Raw genomic sequence first — 22,236 nt, forward strand, 5'->3', positions numbered from 1 at the left:
CCTCTCTTTACAATATTAACATCGCGTCACCAAAACTAAAAAATCGATAACGCGTATCCACTGCCCGTTGATAAGCCTCTAAAATAAATTCCCGATCCGCAAAAGCACTCACTAACATAATCAGGGTCGATTTTGGCAAGTGAAAATTGGTAATTAATCCATCAATAGCTTGAAACGAATAAGGTGGGTAAATAAAAATATCTGTCCAGCCATTCCTTTCAACAAAATGACCACCGGTATCTCTGGCGATGGTCTCCAGGGTCCTGGTGGATGTTGTACCTACCGAGATAACACGGTCACCGCGTTGCTTTACTTGATTAAGCTGGTCAGCAGTACCCTGAGTCATTTGATAGAACTCGGCATGCATTTTATGTGTTTCTATTTTATCCACACTAACCGGCCGAAAGGTACCTAATCCAACATGTAAGGTAATAAAGGCAATCTCTACTCCTTTTTGACGTAAAGCTGCTAACAAAGACTCCGTAAAATGCAATCCCGCCGTCGGTGCAGCGGCAGAACCTTCTTCCTTGGCATAAACAGTTTGGTAACGGTCCTTTTCTTCCAACTGTTCCTTAATATATGGAGGTAACGGCATTTCGCCTAATCGATCTAATATCTCATAAAAAATACCTTGATAATGAAAATGCAGCACTCTGCCCCCATGCTCTTTCGTACCAACACAAGTAGCCGTAAGCAGCCCTTCTCCAAACGTAATCGAGGTACCTACTTTAATTTTCTTAGCCGGTTTAACCAATACTTCCCATTCATCCGCTTCTAACTGGGTTAATAAAAGCACCTCCACTTTGGCGCCGGTATCTTCCTTCACTCCATACAGCCTCGCTGGAAGCACTTTGGTATTATTTAATACTAAACAATCACCCGGTCGTAAAAAGGAATCTATATTATAAAAATGGTGATTCGTAATCGTTCGTTCAGCGCGATCCAACACCATCAAGCGGGAACTGGCTCGATCTTTTAACGGCGTTTGTGCAATTAATTCTTCTGGTAAGTCAAAATCAAATGTTTCAATATCCATGTGCTTTCTCCTTCTGCTTATTTGAATCGTTGAACCAAGGCAAGTATAATGGCCAAAATAATACTAACGACAATCGATGTCATGATCGGAAAATGAAAGGAGACATTGCCTTTCTTAAAACTGATATCACCTGGCAGTCTTCCAAACAGGGACCATACCAAGCCAATCACAATAAACGCAATCCCTATGACAATAAAGATTTTTCCGAATCCCGTCAAGCCTCAGGCACCTCCCGATTAAAATGAGCATAAGCCTTAGCCGTTACCAATCTCCCTCTAGGTGTACGTTGAATAAAGCCTTCTTGTAGCAAATATGGTTCATAGACATCCTCAATCGTTTGTGATTCTTCACCAATCGAAGCGGCAAGCGTATCCAAGCCGACTGGCCCACCACTAAAACCATCCATGATCGATTCAAGCAATTTGTGATCAATATGATCCAAGCCTGCTTGATCGACCTGCAGCATGTTCAAGGCCTCTTTCGTCGTCTCTAACGAAATACTGTCCTCTCCTTTTACTTGAGAAATATCGCGAACTCTTTTTAACAGACGGTTTGCGATACGAGGAGTTCCTCTTGATCGTCTGGCAATTTCCAAAGCGGCCGATTTATCGATTTCTACTTGAAAAATGTCGGCCGTTCGCTCGACAATGGCTGATAAATCCACTATTTCATAGAATTCCAGGCGTGAAAGCACCCCAAATCGATCCCGAAGTGGTGCCGATAATAACCCTGCCCTTGTTGTCGCTCCTACTAAAGTAAACGGCGGCAAGTCAAGTTGAACAGAACGAGCACTTGGCCCCTGACCAATCACAATATCCAGACAAAAGTCCTCCATAGCTGGATAAAGAATTTCTTCTACTGCACGTGGCAATCGATGGATCTCATCAATAAACAGAACATCCCCCATTTCTAAAGAGGAAAGAATGGCAGCTAAATCCCCTGAACGCTCAATTGCCGGTCCAGAAGTCTGCTTAAATTGAACCCCCATTTCATTCGCGATAATCTGCCCCATCGTCGTTTTACCCAATCCTGGCGGTCCATATAACAACACATGGTCAAGTGGCTCATTACGCATTTTTGCCGCTTCAATAAAAATAGCCAAGTTTTCCTTCGCCTTATGTTGCCCAATATATTGTTTTAACAGCTGTGGACGGAGACTGAGCTCTTCTGATACATCTGTTTGTTGCAGCTCACTGGATATAATCCGTTCCTCCATTGTCAAGCCCCTTTCTCCCTATTTCATCAATAATGCTAACCCTTTTCTAATATATGTATCGGCCGTTTCTCCTGTTTCTTTCGTTAAAACAGGTTTAACTTGGTTGATTTCTCGCTCGGAGTATCCAAGTGCTTTCAAGGCCTCCACGGCTTCTTGCATCGCTACACTATGTTTTGTCGTTGTCTTGCTTGTGTTGACATTTTCTTCCATCGTATAAGTGAATGGCAGTTTGCCTTTCAAGTCAAGGATCATCTGTCGAGCCGTCTTCTTTCCTACCCCAGGGAAACTGGTAAGAAATTTCTCATCCTCTTGTTCTACCGCAATAACAAAGTCCTGTACGGAGGTAGTGGCCAGTACAGCTAATGCTCCCTTTGGTCCTATACCAGACACATTCAGTATATGAGAAAACAATTGCTTCTCTTCTTGATCTTTAAAACCATATAAAATTTGTGCATCTTCCCGCACATAGTGATAGGTATAGACTTTCAACTGCTGTCCAAGTTCTGCCTGAAAACGGAAAGGATTTGGGCAAATCAATTCATAGCCTACTCCGTTTGTATCTAAGACGATTACTTGCTCCGTTATTTCTGTTACTTCCCCTTTTATATACGCAATCATACCACTGATCTCCTCTTCATTCCAATTCTTCCTGCATTTCGCTTTCCTAATTCGTAGATTTTCTGCTGATAACGTACCATTTTATCATAACATTAACCTTTGATAGGAGAAAGCATTAATGAATGTTGGTCACGACTATCAATCATACGTTCGCATTATCTATCATAGCTTATCTTAGTAAAATTAGCAAGTCGACTTAAGAGAGAATCGTGTCCTTTGATATCTTGAAAACTAAAAAATGCAGCTGATTTTTTTTCATAAAAAAACAGGCTAGATCCACTGGCCCTTTACCACTTATACAAATGGTGTTAAATGACAAAAAAACATCAAGTACACACTGGTATGCTCCCCTAAGATAGACATTAAAACAAACTACTCTAGGGGAGCATACCAGATGATCCGTACCAGACTGTTTCCTATCTTTATTACTTGTCCACTTATTGGACCGGGTTCCATTCCATATTGCTTCTTTTCATTCCATAATTATTGTTTCATCCACATCGGTTCTAACATGTTTCCATCCATATCGGATACTTCTAAACCATACATTTGTTCTTCCGGTATTTCCGTGTCGATATGATAAGCATCGCCTCCGTTTGCTTTCGCTACTCGTCCAAATTCTTTGACTGCTTCCGCGCTTTCTAGGCTAAAACAGATTAAGGCAGCGTTTTCTTTTTGTGTATCAGCAATCTTCTTATCTCTGAGAAACTGTTGGTAAAACGAATGTTGTAACAACATAATATAAAAATGGTCGTCCCAAACCATACTGCTTGCATGATCACTGGAGAAGTGATCATTTTTCGTAAATCCTAGTTTTTCGTAAAAATTAGTGGCCTCAGCAACATTTTTGACTGGAAAGTTAACAAAAATCATTGTACTCATTAAAATGCCTCCTTTTTATTAGTTTACTATAAACCAATCATAAAAGCTTCTATTCAATTGCTCATGTAAAGCAATTTGTTAAACAACAAGAAAAGGCTGGATATTTGTTAGTACCCAGCCTTCTTCATGGTTCCTGTCTAGCTATTAACCTTTGAGTGCATTCGCATCTGAATAAACTCGAAATATCTCTAATGTATCTAAATAATCTGCTTTAGAATTGATTTTAATGCCTTCTTCCAGTTGTTGATACAATTTCGTCTCCAATTCTTCTGTATCAATTTGGTAAAAAGATTGAACAGCAGCTTCATGTAGAGGAATTCCTTCAAAAATGGTGAGCTGTCCATTTTTTAGTCCAAAATAACCGTTTGCCTTCAAATAAGGGGAAATATCATCTATTTCTTTTCGGAAACGAATATAACCTTCCGATTGCTCCATTACTTGCCAAGTTTCATATTCTGCCCAGAAGTCTTCCATGGAAGCGATAGACTTCTGCTTTCTTTCTGTCTCCACTCGCCCGTCCATAAACTGTCTTTCTAATTCGATCTCCAAGATTAATAGGTCACCTACTGCCTTTGCATTGATCTGATTACTATCTGAGTGATTGGTCGTCAAAAGAAAAGCAAAAACAGTTACACCAATCAATCCAATCACTGCTAATCCTATTTTACGCATCGACCATTACCTCCTATCAGGTTTTCTACTATATAGTTTGCCCAGCTTTTACAAGCTTAACCATCCAGGAGATTTTTTCTGATAAGATTCGTTGACATCGATTTTGCAAAGACAGACTACATCATTCACACGTTGCATGTTCCTTGTTTTGAACAACAGTCGTATTATAAAACAAAAAGACAGCCTCTTTAAAAGAAGCTGCCTGTCGTTAAAGTTGTGCCATGATTTCTTCAGCGGCATCCATGTTATGATACACTTCCTGCACGTCTTCCATCTCTTCCAGCATATTAACTAGTTTAATCATTTGATTGCCTGCTGTCTCGTCGACATTCGATAGTGTCTGTGGAATCATCGTGATTTCAGCGGTAGCAAAAGAGAAACCACTTTCTTCTAATGAGGTCTTGACTGATTGAAAATCCTCTGGACTAGTGAAGATTTCAAATGCTCCCTCTATAGTTTCCATTTCTTCCGCTCCAGCCTCAATCGCTTCCAGCATCACGGTATCTTCATCAGCAGCTGTTGAATCCTGTTCGATCACTAAATATCCTTTCCGGTCAAACATGAAGGCGACACAGCCATTTTCCCCAAGGTTACCTCCTGATTTACTAAAAGCATGGCGAACATCGGAAGCTGTTCGGTTTTTGTTGTCTGTTAATACCTCTACCATCACTGCCGTACCACCAGGACCATAGCCTTCGTATGTCAACTCTTCATAATTAGCACCATCCAGGTCGCCTGTTGCCTTTTTAATAGCACGGTCAATGTTCTCATTAGGCATATTATCGGATTTTGCCTTATCTACAGCTAAGCGAAGGCTAGGATTCATCTCCACGTCTCCTCCACCTTGTTTGGCAGCCACATATATATCTTTCGCGTGTTTCATAAAAATTTTCCCGCGTTTAGCGTCCTGTGCATTTTTTCGTCTCTGGATATTCTTCCATTTTGAATGTCCTGCCATCTAACTCACCCTCCAAATTCGTTTTCCTCATTTTATACTTTATCATAACTCGGATGAATTGAAAATGACATGGCACAATAAGCATTACTTCATCGACTCATTACGTTACATCATCCAACTTATCGGTATCGCGTTTCGTTCCAGGTCAACATCATTTCAAGTCCTATTATACCAAGGATTATTTCTTTACATACAAAAAAAGACGATCCAGAAAAGAATCGTCATCTAATGATTATTCCTTTCGATCGTCTCCACAACCACAGTCATTCATTGGTGGAAACATTGACATTTGCTGAGGAAATTGCGCCATTGGATAACCTGGCATACCCGGCTGAGGAATCATCGGCTGCTGCCCTTGCATCTGCATATTGCCTTGTTGTTGCATAGGCGGTGCTTGTTGCTGCATTGGCTGTTGCCACGGCATGCCATTCATCGACTGTGGCTGCATTGGTTGTTGCTGATAATTGCCATATTGATGCTGCATCGGCTGCTGAAAGCTAGGTTGTTGCATTTGTGTTCCCATTACTTGCGGTGAATAGTTTGCTGGCAATGGTGTTGGTTTTTGGTATGGATGATTGGTGTAACCAAAAGGAATGCCTTCCTGTGAATAACATGGTGCCTGATGTTGTTGCATTGGTTGCTGCATAGGCATTGGTGGCTGAGGGATTGGTTGCTGCATTTGCTGAGGTGGTTGTTTTTTTTCTTTTGGCGCTTCTGCTGGTGGCATCTGCTGTTTTTTTTCTTCTTGTTTCTGTGCTGGATGAAAGTGTGTTTCAAAATCAAAATTGTTGGTAAACTGCGCCCATTGTACTTCTTGAGATGGTTGCGGTTGCTGCGGTATCGGTTGTTGATTAAAATGTAACGGTAATGCTGGCATTTCCTTTTTTAATGGCTCCCATTTTTCTTGTTCATCTTCTTCAATTGCAGGTAGAATTTGATTGGATGGTTGTTGTTTTGGCTTCATCTCTTGCTTTTCTTTCATCTGGGTTTTAGGTTGTGCTTTGTTTGGTGTAGCAGCTTGTTGTTTGTTACTCGCATTGGCAGGAACCGTGATTTTCATACCTGGCATAACCATATTAGGATTCGAAATCTGTGGGTTAGCCGCAATAACCTCATCCACACTCACACCATATTTTTGGGCAATATTCCACAATGTTTCGTCCTTTTGCACGACATGAATTTTCAAACTTCTCTCTCCTTTCCTCCCCATAACATACATTAATCCTAGAAGAACATGACTAAAACAATCGTATTCTTCTTCGACGTTGGCTTCTTTACCAACATATGCAATACGCCCAAAATGTTGAATAAAAAACGATATTTTTTATAAATGCATGTTACCATCATTCAAAACAGCATCTATTCTCATAAAGAAAAACAGCTTAAGAAACTTGGGGAATTTCTGCCCGATCCTTTACCCAAAACCAGATGCAGACTATAGATAAGTTGAACTTATAAATGTAATAAAAACGTATGATAAGCACATCAATGAAAATAGTGTTCCTAATTCCTATCGATTTTTGCTTGCAAATGATAAAATAGAGAAACAAAAGGCTGTATATCAGTTAAAAGAAGGAGTTCATCCATCATGTCAAAAAAGATGATAGGAAAAAGGAGACGGGAGCAATTAGTGGGCTGGCTTCAGTCAAGTACCACCCCCATTACCGGCGCGGAGCTCGCTAACCGCTCCAATGTCAGCAGACAAGTCATTGTGCAGGACATTTCCTTACTAAAGGCACAAAACTATCCGATTATCGCTACAAGTAACGGATATTTATTTTTACAGCAAGACCCTTCACCTGCTTCGTATCGACGAGTGATAGCCTGTAAACATACCCCAGCACAGACCCGGGAAGAGTTATACACCATTGTAGATCATGGGGCTTCGATAGAAGATGTCATCATTGAGCACCCTATATACGGAGATTTAAAGGCATCGCTGCTGCTCGATAATCGTATGGACGTCGATCTATTTGTCAGAAAAATTGAAGAGGAACAAGCCCCTTATTTATTGGAGTTAACCGATGGCGTGCATAACCATACGATTATCGCAAACGAGGAGCAGCAACTGGACAAAGTCTTTGAAGCACTAAAACAAAAGGGATTTATTGTGGAATAAACTATCACCATACATTTAAGCATAGTATCGTTTCCTCAGCTGATGTAGTCATATCTTCTGAATCATACAGCTTGCTTAGAAACATTTCATTCTCTCAGGAAACGGGAAGAAAGGAAAAAACGCCTGCGATATTAAACCGCAAGCGTTACGCCATTTCCTGTGTGTAAATAATAAGGGTAACTTCCTAATATAGTAACACTACATCCTAAGGACTCCAACTCGGCAATTGCATTTGGAATCAATACTTCATCCAGCTTTTGCTCGATATCGATTAGAAAATAATAATTTCCCAACCCTGTCTTCATCGGACGGGATTCAATTTTTGATAAATTCAAGTTGCGCCACGCAAAGGCAGAAAGGACTTGATGTAAGGCACCAGGGCGATCAGATGGTAGCGTAACCGTGATCGTGGTCTTATGGCCTTTTTCTTCTAATGTATTGGATGTCACTTCCTGCGTATCCTCATGCAGGACCACAAAACGGGTATGGTTACTTTCAAAATCATGGATATCTTTTTGCACGATAGACAGCCCGTACTCTTTGGCCGCCAAATGATTGCCGATTGCTGCAATATTTTGTTCAGGATGTTGACTGACATACTCAGCAGCGGCGCCTGTCGACGTCATTGAGTCAGTGGCGACCTGTGGCAAATTAAGACGTAAGAACGCATGACATTGTGCAATCGCATGAGAATGAGAATAAATCGCTTGAAGCTTCATCCATTGATTGACATTGTCCGGATGAACCATTAAGTGTTGACGAATGGGGACAATCACCTCACTGACGATATGAATATCTTCTGTCTGTGCTAAATAATCCAGAGTAACATTGACCGTACCTTCAATGGTATTCTCCAAAGGGATAACGGCATAGGAAACCTTCCCTGTCGCAACCGCCTCTATACATTCTGGAATCGTTCCATAACCTTTCTTTTGTTCATCATCAAACATAGCGTCTACTGCCATCTTGGTAAACGTACCTTTAGGCCCTAGATAACCAACTGTTTCCTTCATTTCCTTTGTACCTCCTTACCTATGACACACCAGAGCTGAGTATTTCTACTTGATTCACATATTTCACCTGTTTTAACTCATATAGAAGCTGATCAATCTCTAGTTTCATACCATTTGTATTTAAAGATAATGTAACATTTGCTTTTCCTTGGATGGGGATCGTCTGGTGAATCGTAAGGATATTACAACCCGCTTCCGATACAACAGACAATAAACGCGACAATACACCTGTATGATCTTCTAGATGGAAAAACAGTGTGATCATTTGTGCCCTCACCATATCTTGGAAGGGAAACACGGCATCACGATATTTATAGAACACACTCCGTGAAACACCTACTTGACGTACTGCCTCATGAATCGATTCCACTTTGTGACTCTCTAATAATTTTTTAGCTTCTAATGTTTTTTTCATTCCATCTGGTAAAAATGTCTCGCTTACTAAATAAAATTTTTCGTTCTTCTCAGACATCCTGTTATTCCCCTTTTTTCGGATGATCTTTGCCTGCGCTTTGCTCTTTATTCCATAAACTCAAATTCATATTCCAATAATCGCACAGTATCCCCATCTTTGGCGCCACGCTCTCTTAAAGCATCGTCTACACCCATCCCTCTTAACTGTCTGGAGAAGCGCTGGATCGATTCGTCATGCGCAAAGTTGGTCATCTTGAAAAGCTTTTCGATGCGCTCACCATATAAAACATATGCACCATCCGGATCTCTTGTAATGGCAAATGGACGCTCTCCCTTTTCAAAGCGATAAACAACTCGTTCCTCTTGTTCTTCAATTGGTTTCGTATTCTTTGGTATCTGATCCAGTTGGTCGGCAACGGCAAACAGTAATTTCCTAAGACCTTGATTTGTCACTGTTGAAATAGGAAAAATAGGGTAATCCTTTTCCGTTAATTGTTCTTTAAAAAGGGCTAACTGCTCTTCTGCCTCGGGTAAGTCCATTTTGTTAGCCGCTATAATCATTGGCCGTTCTAATAATGATGGATCATACGCCGCTAATTCGTTATTGATAGTAAGAAAATCTTGATAGGGATCACGTCCCTCGGTCGCTGCCATATCAATCACATGTAAAATCACCCGTGTACGTTCAATATGACGTAAAAATTGCTGTCCTAAGCCAACACCTTGGTGAGCCCCTTCGATCAATCCAGGCAAGTCTGCCAGCACAAAACTGCGCTGATCCGCCGTATCCACGACTCCCAGGTTAGGAGACAAGGTAGTAAAATGATAATCCGCAATTTTGGGGCGGGCGGCGCTTACTGTTGACAACAATGTTGATTTTCCTACACTTGGGAAGCCCACTAATCCTACATCGGCAATTAGTTTAAGTTCTATTTGAATATCTCGTTCCATTCCAGGCTCCCCTTTTTCAGAAATATCAGGGGCTGGGTTTTTGGCTGTTGCAAATCGAATATTTCCTCTTCCACCGCGACCTGCCTTCGCAATCACGGCCCGTTGACCATGTTCCAGTAAGTCCGCAATGACCTCACCACTATTAACATCTTTCACGGTTGTTCCTTGAGGTACATGAAGGACGAGTGGATCTGCATTTTTGCCATGCATGCCTTTTCCCATGCCATTTCCGCCACGTTTGGCCTTAAAATGCTTCTGGTAACGGAAATCCATGAGTGTATGTAAACCCTCATCCACTTCAAAAACGACGTCACCGCCATTTCCGCCATCACCACCAGCAGGACCGCCCATGGGGACATATATCTCTCGTCGAAAGGCTACGATTCCATCACCACCATCGCCTGCCTTTACATATACCTTCACCTGATCGACAAACATCACTTCACACCTTCTTTCCTTATTCTTCCCATTCTATCCGAAGTTTATCATTTGCTGTCACCTGTTTGACAAATGAAAGAGAACGAAGCTCTTTCACTAATTGGTCTAGCTCATTCCAGTTCAAGCCAAGTGCTAGTTGAATATGTATTGTATGATGCTCTTTTTTAAAATGAAGTATACCATGATATTCCTCATATTCTTTTTGAAAAGAGGGAAGTATTTGAAATAATTTCTGCAGCTTTGTTAAAACCGCCTCATCGTCAATTAATATCGTATCCCCTTCAACAAATGACTTGAATTGAAGTTGAAAGGAAGCAGAACGCCAATTCAATTGGTACAACCACACCATGGTTTTCGGAATATTTAAACGATCTAATCCCTTCTCTTGATTAGACCTGTCCATTATGTCAGTAATTTTATTTTCTACTTTTTCTAACTTACCCAACTGTGCATAGCCTAATATTAATTGAAGATCATTTAACCAGTCATGTCGATAATGACGAAGCATCTCGACAACATCATGTTCTTCCAAATTTCTCACCTCTCATGCAATAAGCAAATTATAGCATAGAAACGCTATGTAATCATCCATCGGCTTCTAATTTCCCTTGATTCTTACTTCTATTAAGCAGTACTTGATAAAGGAAAAGGCTCTAACCTTGAAAGATTAGAGCCTTTTCCAACTTATTTATGCAGGGTATACACTTACTTGTTTACGATTGCGTCCTTTACGCTCAAATTTCACGATACCGTCGGCTTTAGCATAAAGGGTATCATCCCCACCGCGGCCTACGTTAACACCTGGATAAATTTTTGTACCGCGTTGACGATAAAGGATAGCACCACCACTTACGATTTGACCATCTGCACGTTTAGCACCTAAACGTTTTGATTCAGAGTCACGACCGTTTTTTGTACTACCTACCCCTTTTTTCGTTGCGAAAAACTGTAAATCTAGACGTAGCATATTACTGCACCTCCTTATTTTTCAGAGATAGAGATAAACTGACCATAATCCCGTTCCACTGTCTGTAAAGATACGATCATCCCCTCTAACAGCAAAGAAGCTTGCTCAAGCTTTTCTTTCGCTAGACCCTCAGGAATGGTTACCTTTAGAAAGCCACCTTCATCACCGGCTTGGTCGATCTCCAATTCGATTTCACATAATACAAACACTGCATTGACAGCACCAAAAGAAATACCAGACACAGCGGCGCATACAAGATCCTGGCCTGCTGGTCCGCTTTCGGCATGTCCTTTCAGTGTAAATGATTTAACATACGAGTGATCACGCTGGATTATGGCTTGAATCATGTAACCAATCCTTATGCATTGATCGCATCAATCGTCAGTTTAGTATATGGCTGACGATGACCTTGTTTACGTGAATAATTTTTCTTTGGTTTGTACTTAAATACGGTAATTTTCTTTTGACGACCTTGCTTTTCTACTTTCGCAGTAACGGAAGCACCATCAACATATGGTGTACCAAATTTAGCTTCTTCGCCACCAACAGTAAGTACTTTATCAAATGTTACAGAATCACCAGCTTCAGCTGCTAATTTCTCTACGTAGATCACTTGACCTTCTTCTACTTTGATTTGTTTACCACCAGTTTCAATAATTGCGTACATTCTCTGCACCTCCTTAGTTCACTCAGACTCGCCATACAGGCAGCTATGACAGCTTTACAACCTGTTCTGCGCGGTTGTAGCACGGGTGCTACAAATACAACAAAACGATTCTATCACAGTTCAGCTAAACTTGTCAATGACTATCTCTGGATGCTGTTTCATATATTCGTTAATCAATGTTTGACTTCCTGCACGCAAAAGTTGATAACCACTAATGGTTTCATCTATGTGGTAATACACATCCAACTGATAGGAGAAATTTTGCTGATGGAAACACGGATAAACAGCTGACTCCATGACAATAAGCACCGCTTCTACTTGCCGTTCTAGTTCCACTAGTTCACGTTGAAGCTGATAGGCAATGGAGGCATTCGATAATGGCGTGCGATAAGCGGATGTTCGATCGGTCAACAGCTGTAACAAGCCGATTCTTTCCCTTTTACGCGTCATCTCAAGCAACCCTAATGCCGTAAATTCGAATACCTTGGTTTGGACTGGGTCCTCTCTTAAGCACTTGTTTAATAATTGGATAATAACTTGTTCTTCTTTCGGTTTCATTTTGAGAAAATCGATCATAATCATGCCCGACATATTACGTTTTCGAATTTCCTCAACAGCGTACACAACAGCTCGTTTGTTCATTTGAAAGGTCGTCATTGCCTTATTTTGCCGACTTTTGAAGGCGTGACTATCTATATCTATGACCGATAAAGCCGCCGTTTCCTCCACGGTTAATACCATACCATCTTGTTTGCGTACTTCTGGCTGAATCGCCTCCACCAACCATTGATTAATATGCTTACCAGCAAAACGATGACGCTGCTTGCTTACCCGCATGTTTGCTGCTTGATTGGGATAAAGTTGCTGCATGGCTTGACATATCTTAGGATCGTCAAAGGTAATATCATCAAACGATTTATTTTGATAATCATTTAACATTTGATTAGGAACAAGTGGAGGTTGCCATAATAAAACTGGTGCTTCGGCTTTCGAGGCACTGTCTAAAAGATTTGTCCATTGACTCCGCAAATACCATAATTCTTTGCATATCGTTTCTTCTTCTGCGCTCTCAACATTGGTTCTTATAATTATCCCTTCACCGTTTTGTAATTCCTTCGCTACTATATTCTTCCAATGCCTCTGCATTGATTCTGGAAGCTTTCTGGAAGCAGTAATCTTATTGGCTATTGGCAGAAAAACAAGGTGTTGTCCTGCTATTGCGATATCTGCCGTTACCTGAGGCCCCTTATCCTGATAAGCTTCCTTGCTAATCTGCACCAGCAGACGTTTACCTTCCTGAAGATACGAAGACAGCTTGTCACCACGCGGTACAAATGGAATCATACGCTTGGGTAAAAAGGCAACCTTCTCCTCTCCAATGTCAATAAACGCCGCCTCCATACTTTCATCAATATTCCTAACCTTGCCTAAATAAACAGAACGATAACTTGCCTTTTGTATTTCTCGTTCTATAAATATATCTAAACATTGTTCCCCATCCAGCAGTAAACCTATTTTCTCGGATAAAGTCGTAATAAAATGCAGCTTCATCATGTATCCCTTCTATTCTGTAAATACTGCCCCTATTGTAGCATGAATCTGCTGTTCATCGAAGAAATAACGTAAACAATCTCTTTCTGACAAATAATGGACATCACCCGTTTGATCCAATACCTTCAATTGATAATGATTATGACGCTTAAAACGTTGAAAAACCTGCAACAATGGTGTCTGAAAGGATACCTCTAACACTCGTTGTTTGGCTGACTGTTCTGTACGGCTATACCGCTGCCATAAGGACTGCCACCAGCGATAATACACTCTTCTCCATTCCAAGCGATTCTCCCAGCCTAGAAATAGAATAAGCAGCATAAAACTTAAGGAAAAAGAATAGAAGCGCAACATACCATATGTCACTAAAAAGATGGTGACGAAGGATAGGATAATGGTAAGCTTATGAGCATATGTCAGTGTAAACAAACGTTCCAGCCCTAATTGCAGCAGTTTTCCACCGTCCAAGGGCCATATCGGTAACAAATTCCACACCAAAATAAAGGTATTATATTGCAGCATAAGCTGAAGCGTCGATTCGGATAAAAAAGAAGTCCCATCCGCCATATAAATAAAGAGATAAATCCACAGATGCTGTATGGGACCGGCTATCGTTACCAGACATTCTTCGTGCATGGGCCTAGAACCATATTCATCCGTTTCCATGACACCGCCAAATATCCATAAAAAAATCCGTCTGATCCGCCAACGAAAAAATCGCGCGCATACAAAGTGCCCCCACTCATGAAATAATACAATCCCAAAAATAATAGTGAATTCCAGCAACATCCCGGTAATGATAGCAACAAACAAGAAAAAAAAGAGAACCGGATGAATATGAATAATGGAGAATTTACGACTGATCGTCAACTTTTATCACCTGGATAGGATCCATAAATTGTTGATTTTTTTCAATAGCAAAATACATTTTATCGGTTGCTGCTTCCGGTTCAAATGTTCCAATTGCTTGATTTGCTTCGATCGATTGATAGGAGTGCACATCCAACGTGGATAGGTTGCCATAGATCGATTTACTGCGATCCTCATGCTGCAATATAATCGTATTCCCTGTTTCCCGGTCCTTACCTGCAAATAGAACCGTACCTGACTGGATAGCGACGACTTCTTTCTCCTCAGCGGATGAGATCAACACGCCTTCCCCATTCTCCTGAAAGGTTTGACTAATCTCTCCTGAAACCGGGAGAGCAAGTGGTTCTTCTTCGTTGACCTGTTTTTGCTGCAGGGCTAATGGCGCTCCAAATTTTGCTTGATACCAGGCATTTACAGTAGCAAAAGGGAATTCAACGGTATATAATTGCTTCGTAAATTGGTGTGGTTTTTCCAGCCATCCGTCCTGATTGGTTAATAATAGGGTGCTGGCAAAAAAAAGTGTAGTAGCAAGGAATGTTTTGATGAGAAACCTTCTTTGAAAAGAACGTTGTGGGACATGTGGTGTATTATTTTCTGAAAACGGCCTGTCCTTTTTTTGTTTATACATAACCGTATTCGACGCTTGAATCGTACTGGGACGTTTTTTCTTTTGTTTTCGCTTCATAATATTATGCCGAATGGTAGATAGATCTTTATTTTTCATCTCACTCAACCCTTTTTTATGTTTGTAACCAATATATGTGGACAACCCATAAAACATGCTAAAAAATATCTATATCGATTCCCTCTATATAAGCTATTTATTTCATCATATTCCGCATGGGAGCTCTCATTCATAAAAAATAAATTATTTTAGAAATATTTGAAGATTGGTTGAGCAAAATCTGAGAAACAGCCTGTACAATAAGAAGTATAGCAAAAGGAGGTAAGCAAATTGGACACCATATTAGAGATAAAACAACTAAATGTATCGTTTAAAAAACAATACGCCTTGAAAAATGTATCGTTATCCATCCAAAAAGGAGAAATTTATGGTTTGATCGGGAGAAATGGTGCAGGTAAAACCACCTTATTAAAGTCGATCGTAAAGCTCATCCATCCAACTAATGGACGAGTATCGTTATTCGGCTCCTCATCTGAAAAAAGCTGGACAACTGCTTTACATCGAACTGGTAGTGTAATTGAAATCCCAGTCGCGTATGACCAGCTTTCCAGCTGGAAAAACCTTGCTTATTATTGTAAATTACGAGGCATTACCGATGAAACAAAGGTTATTGAGGAAACACTTCATATTGTAGGATTAGATCCAACAGATAAAAAGAAATTCAAATATTTTTCATTAGGGATGAAACAAAAGCTTGGAATCGCCATCGCTATTTTATCTCGCCCTGATTTTCTCATACTTGATGAACCGATTAACGGCCTGGATCCTCTTTCTATCACTGAATTTCGTCAAATGATAAAAAGACTGCAGCAAGAACAAAATATGACGATTATTATTTCCAGTCATATCTTATCGGAACTGTATCATGTAGCTACCCGCTTCGGAATCATCGATCAGGGTAAAATTGTACAAGAGATTTCCAAAGATGAATTTGACACAATGGGACAGGAATACATCGTATTACAAACTTCACAAGTCGCAAATGCTTCCCGCGTATTGGAAGAAATCAACCAGTACCAAATCAAGATTGTGGCAAATGACAGCATCCATATTTTTGATACCTCGAACCAAATCAACCAAATCACGACCATGATGGTGCATCATCAGATACCGATTGATGGGATTTATTATCAAAAACAGGATTTAGAGAAATACTTCACCGGATTAGTTCAAGTAGAAACGGAGGAGGTTACGCATGATTAATGCAATTCGAGCCGATCTATATCGTTTATTCCATACAAAAGGATTTTATATCACCCAAGTTTTATTAATCCTGTTTGTCGTTATTAGCATTTTAGCTCAAGCTACCGGAACCGTTGGGGTTCAGTCTGATGAGACGACTGAGCTGCAAAGCCTGGTAAATCATTGGGATAGTTATCGGACATTTATCGCTTTTTCCAGTATGGCAAGCTTTTTGGTTTATTTTTGTTTACCGTTACTCGTGATGATTGTCGGTTATGATTTTGTTCATCAGAGTTATAAAAACCAACTGGCTTCTGGTGTATCCCGTTTTCAATATCTTGGTTCTAAGTATGTTATTTTTTCTGTTGTAGCTGCCTTACAGTTTATTTTTTATTATACCTCTGCTTTTTTCACGGCTGCAGCTGCGAATGGCATTGGTAGTATGCCTGATCATTTTTGGGTGAACGCCTTACAAACTATCGGCATTCAGTTTATTGCTTTCCAGAGTCTATTTATGATTGGCTTATGCATTTTAGTGATTACTTTTTCCAACATTAGCAGTATCATTAGTATTATCATCATTCCATTGGTGATGAATGTGTTATACGCCGTTTTCAACCGTCAATGGTTAACCTATTTCGATTTTCAAACAGGAATAAATCAAGCTTGGTTACGTGACATCCCTGATTTTTCCTGGTTCACTTTTTTGATTTGCAATATAGCTGTCATCTTGATTATGGCCGTTACCACCCATCAAGTTTTCCGTTATAAAAATCTATAAAAAAATGGAGGGCCGTTCTATAAATGAAAAGCCCTCTTTTTTTATGTGATAGGATTTGGAAAGATGATAACTTTGAATGAACTGAAGTGCTGATAAGACGAATTATGTAAAGTAGACTACTTTTGTGAGCAGTTGACTTTGCCCTTTTTTTTAGTGCTAGGCGAGCGCTCCGGGTAAAAGCGAAGGGCTTGGCTGGAGCATTGACCTGCACTATTTATATCTCAAAGTGATCCCTAGTAAGGTTTACCTAATCCATCTTATCGATAATCCTTATCTAGTTTCGAGTGACGATAAAGTACCGAGCAGAATTTGCCGAGTTTATCTAATTATTTTTCCAAGTTAAATGAACCGTAAACATGTCATTAAGCTCATGAATAGTCATATGACCATTCGTTAATTCGGTTAACTCTTTTGCAATATATAAACCTAACCCAGAAGAGTTCTCTGTATTAGACATATTTTCCGAATAAAAACGTGTTGTCAGATGTTCTATATTTTTTATTGGATGTTGCTCACCGTTTGTTACTTCGATTAAAACGTGTTCCTTTGTTTTATTTATATGAATCCGCAAATAATCTTTCCCATGTTTCAAAACATTCCCAAATAGATTTTGCATGATACGCTTTAATAAATCGGGATCACATGTTATTGTAATAATTTGTTCCAGATCCACATCTACATCAAAAGCACGATCGTTAAGTGTATCATAGAACAACACTAGCTCTTGCTTGATCAGTTCCGTAAGGTTTACCGATTGAAACACAGGCTGAACTGATTGCTCTAGAAGGTTTTGATACTCTAATAAAATATCTAAGCGATCGGCAACAATACGAATATTGCCATGGACTTTTTGTAGTGTTGGCTGCATGTTGCTCTGTTTTCTTAGCAACTGTTGTGTATAACCATTGGCAATCGTCAATGGTGTGCGAATGTCGTGGGTAATATTATGTAGTGCTAATTTTAAGGTTGCTTGTTCTTGCTGACTGGCAACTTTGGTAACTTTTAATTCATGAAAAAGCTGATTAAATGCGTGGATCAACTGATTGACTTCGGCATTTTTCGTTTGGCTGGTCAATAACAAGTTAGTTTCCGTGAGACGCTTTGTTTCGATATCCTCTAATAACCTTTTTAGCGCCTTTTTCTGTCGATAATAAAGAAAGATAAACACAGTGCATAGACCAACCAAGAAGATGGCAAAACCAATCATTTCTTCTCACCCGCCAAACGCACACCAAGCCCCCATATGGTTTCAATATATTCTTCTTTAGCATCTAAGGTGGCAATTTTTCTACGTAAATTACTTAATTGCGCATTCAAGGAATTATCTCCTGGCAAATAACTCTCTTGCCAAATCGTTTCGTATAATTGCTCTTTCGTATAAATCTGGTTAGGATGATCAAGTAAATAGGTCAAAATCTCAAATTCTTTTTTTCCTAGGCGCAGACGCTCCCCCTTACGTGATATCTCGAAGTTACGTCTATCTATCCATATATTTTTAATAGCTTGTACATCACTCACTGCTGATTCCACTTCCATATGACGTAGTTGAACCAGCACACGAGCTAGTAATTCATCATCATCAAATGGTTTCGTAATATAATCATTCGCTCCATTTAACAAGTACTCAGTGACCAGCCTTTTCTCACCTAAAGCCGTTATCATAATTATAGGTACTTGACTTACCTTACGAATTTCTTGCAATACTTGAGCCCCGTCTTTCCCTGGCAGCATAATATCCAATAATACTAAATCAGGTGCTTCCTTTTGTAGCAAAAGTAACCCTTCCGTTCCCGAGTATGCGCCGACTACTTGATAGTGATTAGACAGCAGCTCTCTCAGCATTTGGTTAATTTCATTATTGTCTTCTACCACTAAAATTTTCTTTTTCATCTGATTGCTCCTATATGCTTTATTGAGCAGCCTTCGTATGGTTCCGTTCCCAATATGTTAAGAAGAACCAGGCTAAATCGCCAGGTTCTTCCATGTTACGCTAGATGACTAAGATTGGTGAAGATAATTATCTTTTATAAAATGGTTACGGAGCAAAAGCTATTTTTTCCTCTTCATACCTAAAGCTTTTTTCACCTTATCCATGAAGGTTTCCTTGTTCTCTAAAGATTGTAATGGTACGGATTCTCCTAAGATTCTTCGAGCAATATTGCGATAGGAGATAGAAGCTCTTGCTTTCGGTTGAAAAGCAACAGGTTCACCATGGTTAGAGGCCTTTATCACGTCATCATCATCTGCCACTATGCCAATTAGATCAATGGATAGCACCTGTATCACCTCATCAACATCCAACATATCCCCATTTTTCATCATATGATTGCGAATTCGGTTTATAACTAAGTGGGGTGGTTCAATATCTTCTTGTTCCAATAAACCAATAATCCGATCCGCATCACGCACACTGGATTTCTCGGGGGTAGTTACAACAATCGCTTTGTCCGCTCCTGATACCGCATTATGAAAACCTTGTTCGATACCAGCCGGGCAATCAATCAATATGTAATCATAATCTGGCTTTAACTCTTCAATAATTTCAAGCATTGCTTCCGGCGTCAAAGCTGTTTTATCACTTGTCTGTGCTGCTGGCAATAAAGCCAGCTCGGAAAATCGTTTATCCTTGATAAGAGCTTGGGACACTTTACATCTGCCTTCGACCACATCCACAATATCGTAAATAATTCGGTTCTCTAATCCCATAATGACATCTAAATTCCGTAAACCGATATCCGTATCCACCAGGCATACCTTTTTATCTAATAAGGCCAATGAGGTTCCAAGATTGGCTGTAGTTGTTGTTTTACCGACGCCACCCTTACCAGATGTTATAACGATAGCTTCACCCATTCATAATTCTCCTTTCAAAAACATTAAGATCTGGACGATACCTTGAAATCGTACTAATACGATCCATAATGATTTGTTCGCCCTCCGCGTCTATAAAGCCGCACTCCATTGGTACGCCTACTTCATCCATCTTATCGGCACGGCTAATCAATTCTGCAATCCGCAGTTGACTCGGTGCCATGTGCGCTGCTGCGATAATTGCTTCTCGATTCCCTTGATAGCCTGCGTGTGCCACACCCTTCAGATTACCCATTATAAAAATGTTGCCCGTTGCGATAACTCTTCCACCAGGGTTCACGTCACCGATGAGTAATAAGTCTCCCGTTACCTGTAACACCTGTCCAGATCGAATGATTTTATTGTGTAAATGAATGTCTGTTTCGTCTTTCCATTCCAAAGCCTTTTGCCTTAACATCACGTTAGAAACAACCTGTCCCACTTCTAATTTATTGTATTTGCGAATTAATTCTGTTAGTGACTGTTCCTGTTCCTGTGTAATATAACGATTCCCTAATTCGACCTTTACCGTCACCACAGGCTCGTCCTCTGTGATATGTTTAGTGGAGAGGATCTCCTCCAATTCTCGTAAGATTTCATGCCATGCACATTGATCATCGAGAAAAAGCGTAAGACCATCCCTTGTACCTTTTATTGTTACCTGCTTGTTTGCTGGCATCCTTCTCAACCCCTTACCGCTTTCCTTCCGAGACGATGAAATACACGAGAAAATGATAGAGATATCTCGCTTCCCATCCATCAGCCTCTTATGGTTGTCTGTTCTGTTTTCTGACTATGTACATTCACTCCGGATGTCCTATCATTTAAACTAGTGGAAATAGGTAGAGTTCCTTCCACATAACTAAGAAAACCATACCATCTATATAACCTTCGCAAATTGCCTAAGATAACTGCCGGTCATCTAACAAATGGCAAACCTGTTTAATCCATACGGTCAAACTTGATCACGGACCAATTAGCTAATCGTTTCGAAAAGATCATGTACAATAAGATTCCAATGATCAGATTCCACAATACCGTTGGCAAGAGACGGTTTTGCCAATAGAAATACCAATCTACTTGTTGAATTTGGATTAATTGATAAAGAAAATTCACAACGGCATCTGCTGCGGTAACTCCCATTATAGTCATAAGCATAGCAATGAGCACATTTGCCTGTAATACTTTCATTAAAACCCGAATCACATATAAGGTGAAGGTATAGGCAAAGATGTATACGCCAATGACATCCGTGTATACAATATCAATAATCAAACTGAAGATGACAGAGAAGGCAATGGCGTAATAGGTATGTTCCTTTTCAAACAAAATGGTCACGTATATTAAAAAAACAAAAACAAAATGGGAAATAACCATCCAGTCTGTTGGAAGAAAGGGAATAGAAATAGCAGCAAACGTTCCTTCTAATATGACTAAAATAAAACAAATGAAGGCAATTAGAAAAGGAATCAATTGCTTCATGAAGATTCCTCCTCTGCTTGCTCATCCACCGTATCCATTGCACGGTCAATCACAATCACATGACTTAGGTCTGCCAAATCTGCAGCAGGCTCTACATAGGCCATGGTCGTCAATTCATACCGGTCTGCCTGCACCTCTTTAATCTCGCCAATTTCTAAACCTTTAGGAAAGATCCCGCCAAGTCCCGAAGAAAAAACGTTCTGGCCTTCCTCCACTTCTTGGTTGCTTTCATTCATTTCTAATACTAATAATTCTCTTTCTTCATCATAGCCAACGATAAAACCAGACATATCATTATCAGCCTCTGCTTGATTAACATTAACCGAGATGCGATTAGACCGATCAAACCCATTTAACAATAAAACCGTTGAAGTGAAAGGGGAACTGGTTTGCACCTTACCAATCATTCCATGACCAGCTATTACCGCCATATTAGGTTCCACGCCATCTTCTGTTCCCTGATTAATCGTTACCTCTTTAAACAACTTGTCTTTACTCCTAGCAATAACAGAGGCTTGAATCGTATCGAAATTCTGCAAAAAATCAGATTCCGTTTTATCGAGTACCTCTTTTAATTCTTCTATTTCCTGTGTTAGTTCTTGATTTTGATATTCTAACTGTCTTAGTTCACCTATATTCGTTTTTAACACTTGATTTTCCCGGTATACATTGCGAATTTCTTTTATATTGTTCGTCACACTTGCCGTAAATGCGATCGGTTTATTGACGATCTCTTGTACCCATCCCACGCTGTCATGTACAAAGTCCTCTACCATGGTTAAATTGGTACGATCTCGCAAAGTAAAACCAATCAATCCAACAATGATAATGAGGGATATCATGATGATAAACAGTCTTCTCTTTTTGTCAAACATTGTAACACC

General features: G+C 40.0%; 27 protein-coding genes and 1 other annotated feature. Of the genes, 3 read left to right on the forward strand and 24 right to left on the reverse strand.

The features are described from left to right. Positions 1 to 7: 7 nt before the first annotated feature. The 8 genes from queA to safA all read right to left on the reverse strand — a co-directional run bounded on the left by queA (position 8) and on the right by safA (position 6,568). Complete coding sequence (gene queA, locus E0E32_RS15025; RefSeq protein WP_130860080.1) at positions 8 to 1,036, reverse strand: tRNA preQ1(34) S-adenosylmethionine ribosyltransferase-isomerase QueA; 1,029 nt, start codon at positions 1,034 to 1,036, stop codon at positions 8 to 10. 17 nt (positions 1,037 to 1,053) lie between these two features. After that, complete coding sequence (locus E0E32_RS15030; RefSeq protein ID WP_130860081.1) at positions 1,054 to 1,254, reverse strand: DUF2905 domain-containing protein; 201 nt, start codon at positions 1,252 to 1,254, stop codon at positions 1,054 to 1,056. Beyond that, positions 1,251 to 2,252 (reverse strand): Holliday junction branch migration DNA helicase RuvB, encoded by a 1,002-nt coding sequence (gene ruvB / locus E0E32_RS15035; protein WP_066194377.1) that lies wholly within the window; start codon positions 2,250 to 2,252, stop codon positions 1,251 to 1,253. The genes E0E32_RS15030 and ruvB overlap by 4 nt, the downstream gene beginning before the upstream one ends. An 18-nt stretch (positions 2,253 to 2,270) precedes the next feature. Then, positions 2,271 to 2,870, reverse strand: a complete 600-nt coding sequence (ruvA, locus tag E0E32_RS15040) for a Holliday junction branch migration protein RuvA (RefSeq protein WP_066194380.1) — start codon at positions 2,868 to 2,870, stop codon at positions 2,271 to 2,273. Positions 2,871 to 3,353: 483 nt separating this feature from the next. Further along, positions 3,354 to 3,752, reverse strand: coding sequence for a VOC family protein (locus tag E0E32_RS15045; RefSeq protein ID WP_066194383.1), 399 nt, complete (start codon positions 3,750 to 3,752; stop codon positions 3,354 to 3,356). 144 nt (positions 3,753 to 3,896) lie between these two features. Beyond that, positions 3,897 to 4,424, reverse strand: coding sequence for a BofC C-terminal domain-containing protein (locus E0E32_RS15050; RefSeq protein WP_066194385.1), 528 nt, complete (start codon positions 4,422 to 4,424; stop codon positions 3,897 to 3,899). A 208-nt stretch (positions 4,425 to 4,632) separates the two neighbouring features. After that, entirely contained in the window at positions 4,633 to 5,382 is a 750-nt protein-coding gene (locus E0E32_RS15055; RefSeq protein ID WP_066194387.1) for a YebC/PmpR family DNA-binding transcriptional regulator, read from the reverse strand. Positions 5,383 to 5,614: 232 nt separating this feature from the next. Next, on the reverse strand, positions 5,615 to 6,568 hold the full coding sequence (gene safA, locus E0E32_RS15060; RefSeq protein ID WP_165445042.1) for a SafA/ExsA family spore coat assembly protein: 954 nt from the start codon (positions 6,566 to 6,568) through the stop codon (positions 5,615 to 5,617). 402 nt (positions 6,569 to 6,970) lie between these two features. Here safA and E0E32_RS15065 point away from each other — a divergent pair, with 402 nt between their 5' ends. Further along, entirely contained in the window at positions 6,971 to 7,501 is a 531-nt protein-coding gene (locus tag E0E32_RS15065) for a transcription repressor NadR (protein ID WP_130860083.1), read from the forward strand. 131 nt (positions 7,502 to 7,632) lie between these two features. On the opposite strand, the gene pheA is transcribed toward E0E32_RS15065, so the two are convergent. From pheA to E0E32_RS15115, 10 genes are all read right to left on the reverse strand, one after another. Beyond that, positions 7,633 to 8,514 carry a prephenate dehydratase gene (pheA, locus tag E0E32_RS15070; protein WP_066194394.1) on the reverse strand — a complete coding sequence of 294 codons (882 nt, stop codon included), beginning with the start codon at positions 8,512 to 8,514 and terminating at the stop codon, positions 7,633 to 7,635. A 19-nt stretch (positions 8,515 to 8,533) separates the two neighbouring features. Continuing rightward, complete coding sequence (locus E0E32_RS15075; RefSeq protein WP_066194396.1) at positions 8,534 to 8,986, reverse strand: ACT domain-containing protein; 453 nt, start codon at positions 8,984 to 8,986, stop codon at positions 8,534 to 8,536. A 47-nt stretch (positions 8,987 to 9,033) separates the two neighbouring features. Beyond that, the gene (gene obgE / locus E0E32_RS15080; RefSeq protein ID WP_066194400.1) at positions 9,034 to 10,317 is read right to left on the reverse strand and encodes a GTPase ObgE; all 1,284 of its coding nucleotides are present in this window, start codon (positions 10,315 to 10,317) and stop codon (positions 9,034 to 9,036) included. Positions 10,318 to 10,336: 19 nt separating this feature from the next. Then, positions 10,337 to 10,849 carry a Spo0B domain-containing protein gene (locus E0E32_RS15085; RefSeq protein WP_066194403.1) on the reverse strand — a complete coding sequence of 171 codons (513 nt, stop codon included), beginning with the start codon at positions 10,847 to 10,849 and terminating at the stop codon, positions 10,337 to 10,339. Positions 10,850 to 11,005: 156 nt separating this feature from the next. Next, a complete protein-coding gene (gene rpmA, locus E0E32_RS15090) occupies positions 11,006 to 11,284 on the reverse strand; it encodes a 50S ribosomal protein L27 (RefSeq protein WP_066194405.1) in 279 nt (92 codons plus the stop codon). A gap of 14 nt (positions 11,285 to 11,298) precedes the next feature. Next, positions 11,299 to 11,631 (reverse strand): ribosomal-processing cysteine protease Prp, encoded by a 333-nt coding sequence (locus E0E32_RS15095; RefSeq protein WP_130860084.1) that lies wholly within the window; start codon positions 11,629 to 11,631, stop codon positions 11,299 to 11,301. Positions 11,632 to 11,642: 11 nt separating this feature from the next. After that, entirely contained in the window at positions 11,643 to 11,951 is a 309-nt protein-coding gene (gene rplU / locus E0E32_RS15100) for a 50S ribosomal protein L21 (RefSeq protein WP_066194412.1), read from the reverse strand. Between the two features lie 14 nt (positions 11,952 to 11,965). Beyond that, positions 11,966 to 12,037 (reverse strand) — a sequence feature (ribosomal protein L21 leader region). A gap of 34 nt (positions 12,038 to 12,071) precedes the next feature. Continuing rightward, positions 12,072 to 13,502, reverse strand: a complete 1,431-nt coding sequence (locus E0E32_RS15105; protein ID WP_066194415.1) for a ribonuclease E/G — start codon at positions 13,500 to 13,502, stop codon at positions 12,072 to 12,074. A 12-nt stretch (positions 13,503 to 13,514) separates the two neighbouring features. Then, complete coding sequence (locus E0E32_RS15110) at positions 13,515 to 14,372, reverse strand: site-2 protease family protein (protein WP_078060156.1); 858 nt, start codon at positions 14,370 to 14,372, stop codon at positions 13,515 to 13,517. Further along, positions 14,356 to 15,096 carry a M23 family metallopeptidase gene (locus E0E32_RS15115; protein ID WP_130860085.1) on the reverse strand — a complete coding sequence of 247 codons (741 nt, stop codon included), beginning with the start codon at positions 15,094 to 15,096 and terminating at the stop codon, positions 14,356 to 14,358. The genes E0E32_RS15110 and E0E32_RS15115 overlap by 17 nt, the downstream gene beginning before the upstream one ends. Before the next feature lie 231 nt (positions 15,097 to 15,327). Here E0E32_RS15115 and E0E32_RS15120 point away from each other — a divergent pair, with 231 nt between their 5' ends. Beyond that, positions 15,328 to 16,260: an ABC transporter ATP-binding protein gene (locus E0E32_RS15120; RefSeq protein WP_130860086.1), complete on the forward strand. Its 933-nt coding sequence runs from the start codon at positions 15,328 to 15,330 to the stop codon at positions 16,258 to 16,260. After that, complete coding sequence (locus E0E32_RS15125) at positions 16,253 to 17,020, forward strand: hypothetical protein (protein ID WP_130860087.1); 768 nt, start codon at positions 16,253 to 16,255, stop codon at positions 17,018 to 17,020. The genes E0E32_RS15120 and E0E32_RS15125 overlap by 8 nt, the downstream gene beginning before the upstream one ends. 322 nt (positions 17,021 to 17,342) lie before the next feature. Here the strand turns inward: E0E32_RS15125 and E0E32_RS15130 are convergent, their stop codons facing one another. The 6 genes from E0E32_RS15130 to mreC all read right to left on the reverse strand — a co-directional run bounded on the left by E0E32_RS15130 (position 17,343) and on the right by mreC (position 22,227). Then, the gene (locus E0E32_RS15130) at positions 17,343 to 18,227 is read right to left on the reverse strand and encodes a sensor histidine kinase (protein ID WP_130860088.1); all 885 of its coding nucleotides are present in this window, start codon (positions 18,225 to 18,227) and stop codon (positions 17,343 to 17,345) included. Then, the gene (locus E0E32_RS15135) at positions 18,224 to 18,910 is read right to left on the reverse strand and encodes a response regulator transcription factor (protein WP_066194420.1); all 687 of its coding nucleotides are present in this window, start codon (positions 18,908 to 18,910) and stop codon (positions 18,224 to 18,226) included. Before E0E32_RS15135 ends, E0E32_RS15130 begins: the two co-directional genes overlap by 4 nt. Before the next feature lie 159 nt (positions 18,911 to 19,069). Then, positions 19,070 to 19,873, reverse strand: a complete 804-nt coding sequence (gene minD, locus E0E32_RS15140) for a septum site-determining protein MinD (protein ID WP_066194423.1) — start codon at positions 19,871 to 19,873, stop codon at positions 19,070 to 19,072. Beyond that, complete coding sequence (gene minC / locus E0E32_RS15145) at positions 19,866 to 20,549, reverse strand: septum site-determining protein MinC (RefSeq protein ID WP_066194426.1); 684 nt, start codon at positions 20,547 to 20,549, stop codon at positions 19,866 to 19,868. Before minC ends, minD begins: the two co-directional genes overlap by 8 nt. Before the next feature lie 263 nt (positions 20,550 to 20,812). Beyond that, the gene (gene mreD / locus E0E32_RS15150; RefSeq protein WP_066194429.1) at positions 20,813 to 21,352 is read right to left on the reverse strand and encodes a rod shape-determining protein MreD; all 540 of its coding nucleotides are present in this window, start codon (positions 21,350 to 21,352) and stop codon (positions 20,813 to 20,815) included. After that, the gene (gene mreC, locus E0E32_RS15155; protein ID WP_066194431.1) at positions 21,349 to 22,227 is read right to left on the reverse strand and encodes a rod shape-determining protein MreC; all 879 of its coding nucleotides are present in this window, start codon (positions 22,225 to 22,227) and stop codon (positions 21,349 to 21,351) included. The genes mreD and mreC overlap by 4 nt, the downstream gene beginning before the upstream one ends. Positions 22,228 to 22,236 lie beyond the last annotated feature (9 nt).

Source organism: Gracilibacillus phocaeensis (assembly GCF_900626275.1).
Lineage (GTDB): Bacteria > Bacillota > Bacilli > Bacillales > Amphibacillaceae > Gracilibacillus > Gracilibacillus timonensis.

What these genes read in the sequence shown, in the direction of transcription:
- rpmA (WP_066194405.1), bottom strand. Translation starts at nt 11,284, where the DNA reads ATGCTACGTCTAGATTTACAGTTTTTCGCAACGAAAAAAGGGGTAGGT.
- obgE (WP_066194400.1), bottom strand. Translation starts at nt 10,317, where the DNA reads ATGTTTGTCGATCAGGTGAAGGTATATGTAAAGGCAGGCGATGGTGGT.
- E0E32_RS15065 (WP_130860083.1), top strand. Translation starts at nt 6,971, where the DNA reads ATGTCAAAAAAGATGATAGGAAAAAGGAGACGGGAGCAATTAGTGGGC.
- E0E32_RS15115 (WP_130860085.1), bottom strand. Translation starts at nt 15,096, where the DNA reads ATGAAAAATAAAGATCTATCTACCATTCGGCATAATATTATGAAGCGA.
- rplU (WP_066194412.1), bottom strand. Translation starts at nt 11,951, where the DNA reads ATGTACGCAATTATTGAAACTGGTGGTAAACAAATCAAAGTAGAAGAA.
- E0E32_RS15050 (WP_066194385.1), bottom strand. Translation starts at nt 4,424, where the DNA reads ATGCGTAAAATAGGATTAGCAGTGATTGGATTGATTGGTGTAACTGTT.
- ruvB (WP_066194377.1), bottom strand. Translation starts at nt 2,252, where the DNA reads ATGGAGGAACGGATTATATCCAGTGAGCTGCAACAAACAGATGTATCA.
- minC (WP_066194426.1), bottom strand. Translation starts at nt 20,549, where the DNA reads ATGCCAGCAAACAAGCAGGTAACAATAAAAGGTACAAGGGATGGTCTT.
- minD (WP_066194423.1), bottom strand. Translation starts at nt 19,873, where the DNA reads ATGGGTGAAGCTATCGTTATAACATCTGGTAAGGGTGGCGTCGGTAAA.
- E0E32_RS15045 (WP_066194383.1), bottom strand. Translation starts at nt 3,752, where the DNA reads ATGAGTACAATGATTTTTGTTAACTTTCCAGTCAAAAATGTTGCTGAG.
- E0E32_RS15055 (WP_066194387.1), bottom strand. Translation starts at nt 5,382, where the DNA reads ATGGCAGGACATTCAAAATGGAAGAATATCCAGAGACGAAAAAATGCA.
- E0E32_RS15130 (WP_130860088.1), bottom strand. Translation starts at nt 18,227, where the DNA reads ATGATTGGTTTTGCCATCTTCTTGGTTGGTCTATGCACTGTGTTTATC.
- E0E32_RS15125 (WP_130860087.1), top strand. Translation starts at nt 16,253, where the DNA reads ATGATTAATGCAATTCGAGCCGATCTATATCGTTTATTCCATACAAAA.
- mreD (WP_066194429.1), bottom strand. Translation starts at nt 21,352, where the DNA reads ATGAAGCAATTGATTCCTTTTCTAATTGCCTTCATTTGTTTTATTTTA.
- ruvA (WP_066194380.1), bottom strand. Translation starts at nt 2,870, where the DNA reads ATGATTGCGTATATAAAAGGGGAAGTAACAGAAATAACGGAGCAAGTA.
- E0E32_RS15105 (WP_066194415.1), bottom strand. Translation starts at nt 13,502, where the DNA reads ATGAAGCTGCATTTTATTACGACTTTATCCGAGAAAATAGGTTTACTG.
- E0E32_RS15075 (WP_066194396.1), bottom strand. Translation starts at nt 8,986, where the DNA reads ATGTCTGAGAAGAACGAAAAATTTTATTTAGTAAGCGAGACATTTTTA.
- mreC (WP_066194431.1), bottom strand. Translation starts at nt 22,227, where the DNA reads ATGTTTGACAAAAAGAGAAGACTGTTTATCATCATGATATCCCTCATT.
- queA (WP_130860080.1), bottom strand. Translation starts at nt 1,036, where the DNA reads ATGGATATTGAAACATTTGATTTTGACTTACCAGAAGAATTAATTGCA.
- pheA (WP_066194394.1), bottom strand. Translation starts at nt 8,514, where the DNA reads ATGAAGGAAACAGTTGGTTATCTAGGGCCTAAAGGTACGTTTACCAAG.
- E0E32_RS15135 (WP_066194420.1), bottom strand. Translation starts at nt 18,910, where the DNA reads ATGAAAAAGAAAATTTTAGTGGTAGAAGACAATAATGAAATTAACCAA.
- E0E32_RS15095 (WP_130860084.1), bottom strand. Translation starts at nt 11,631, where the DNA reads ATGATTCAAGCCATAATCCAGCGTGATCACTCGTATGTTAAATCATTT.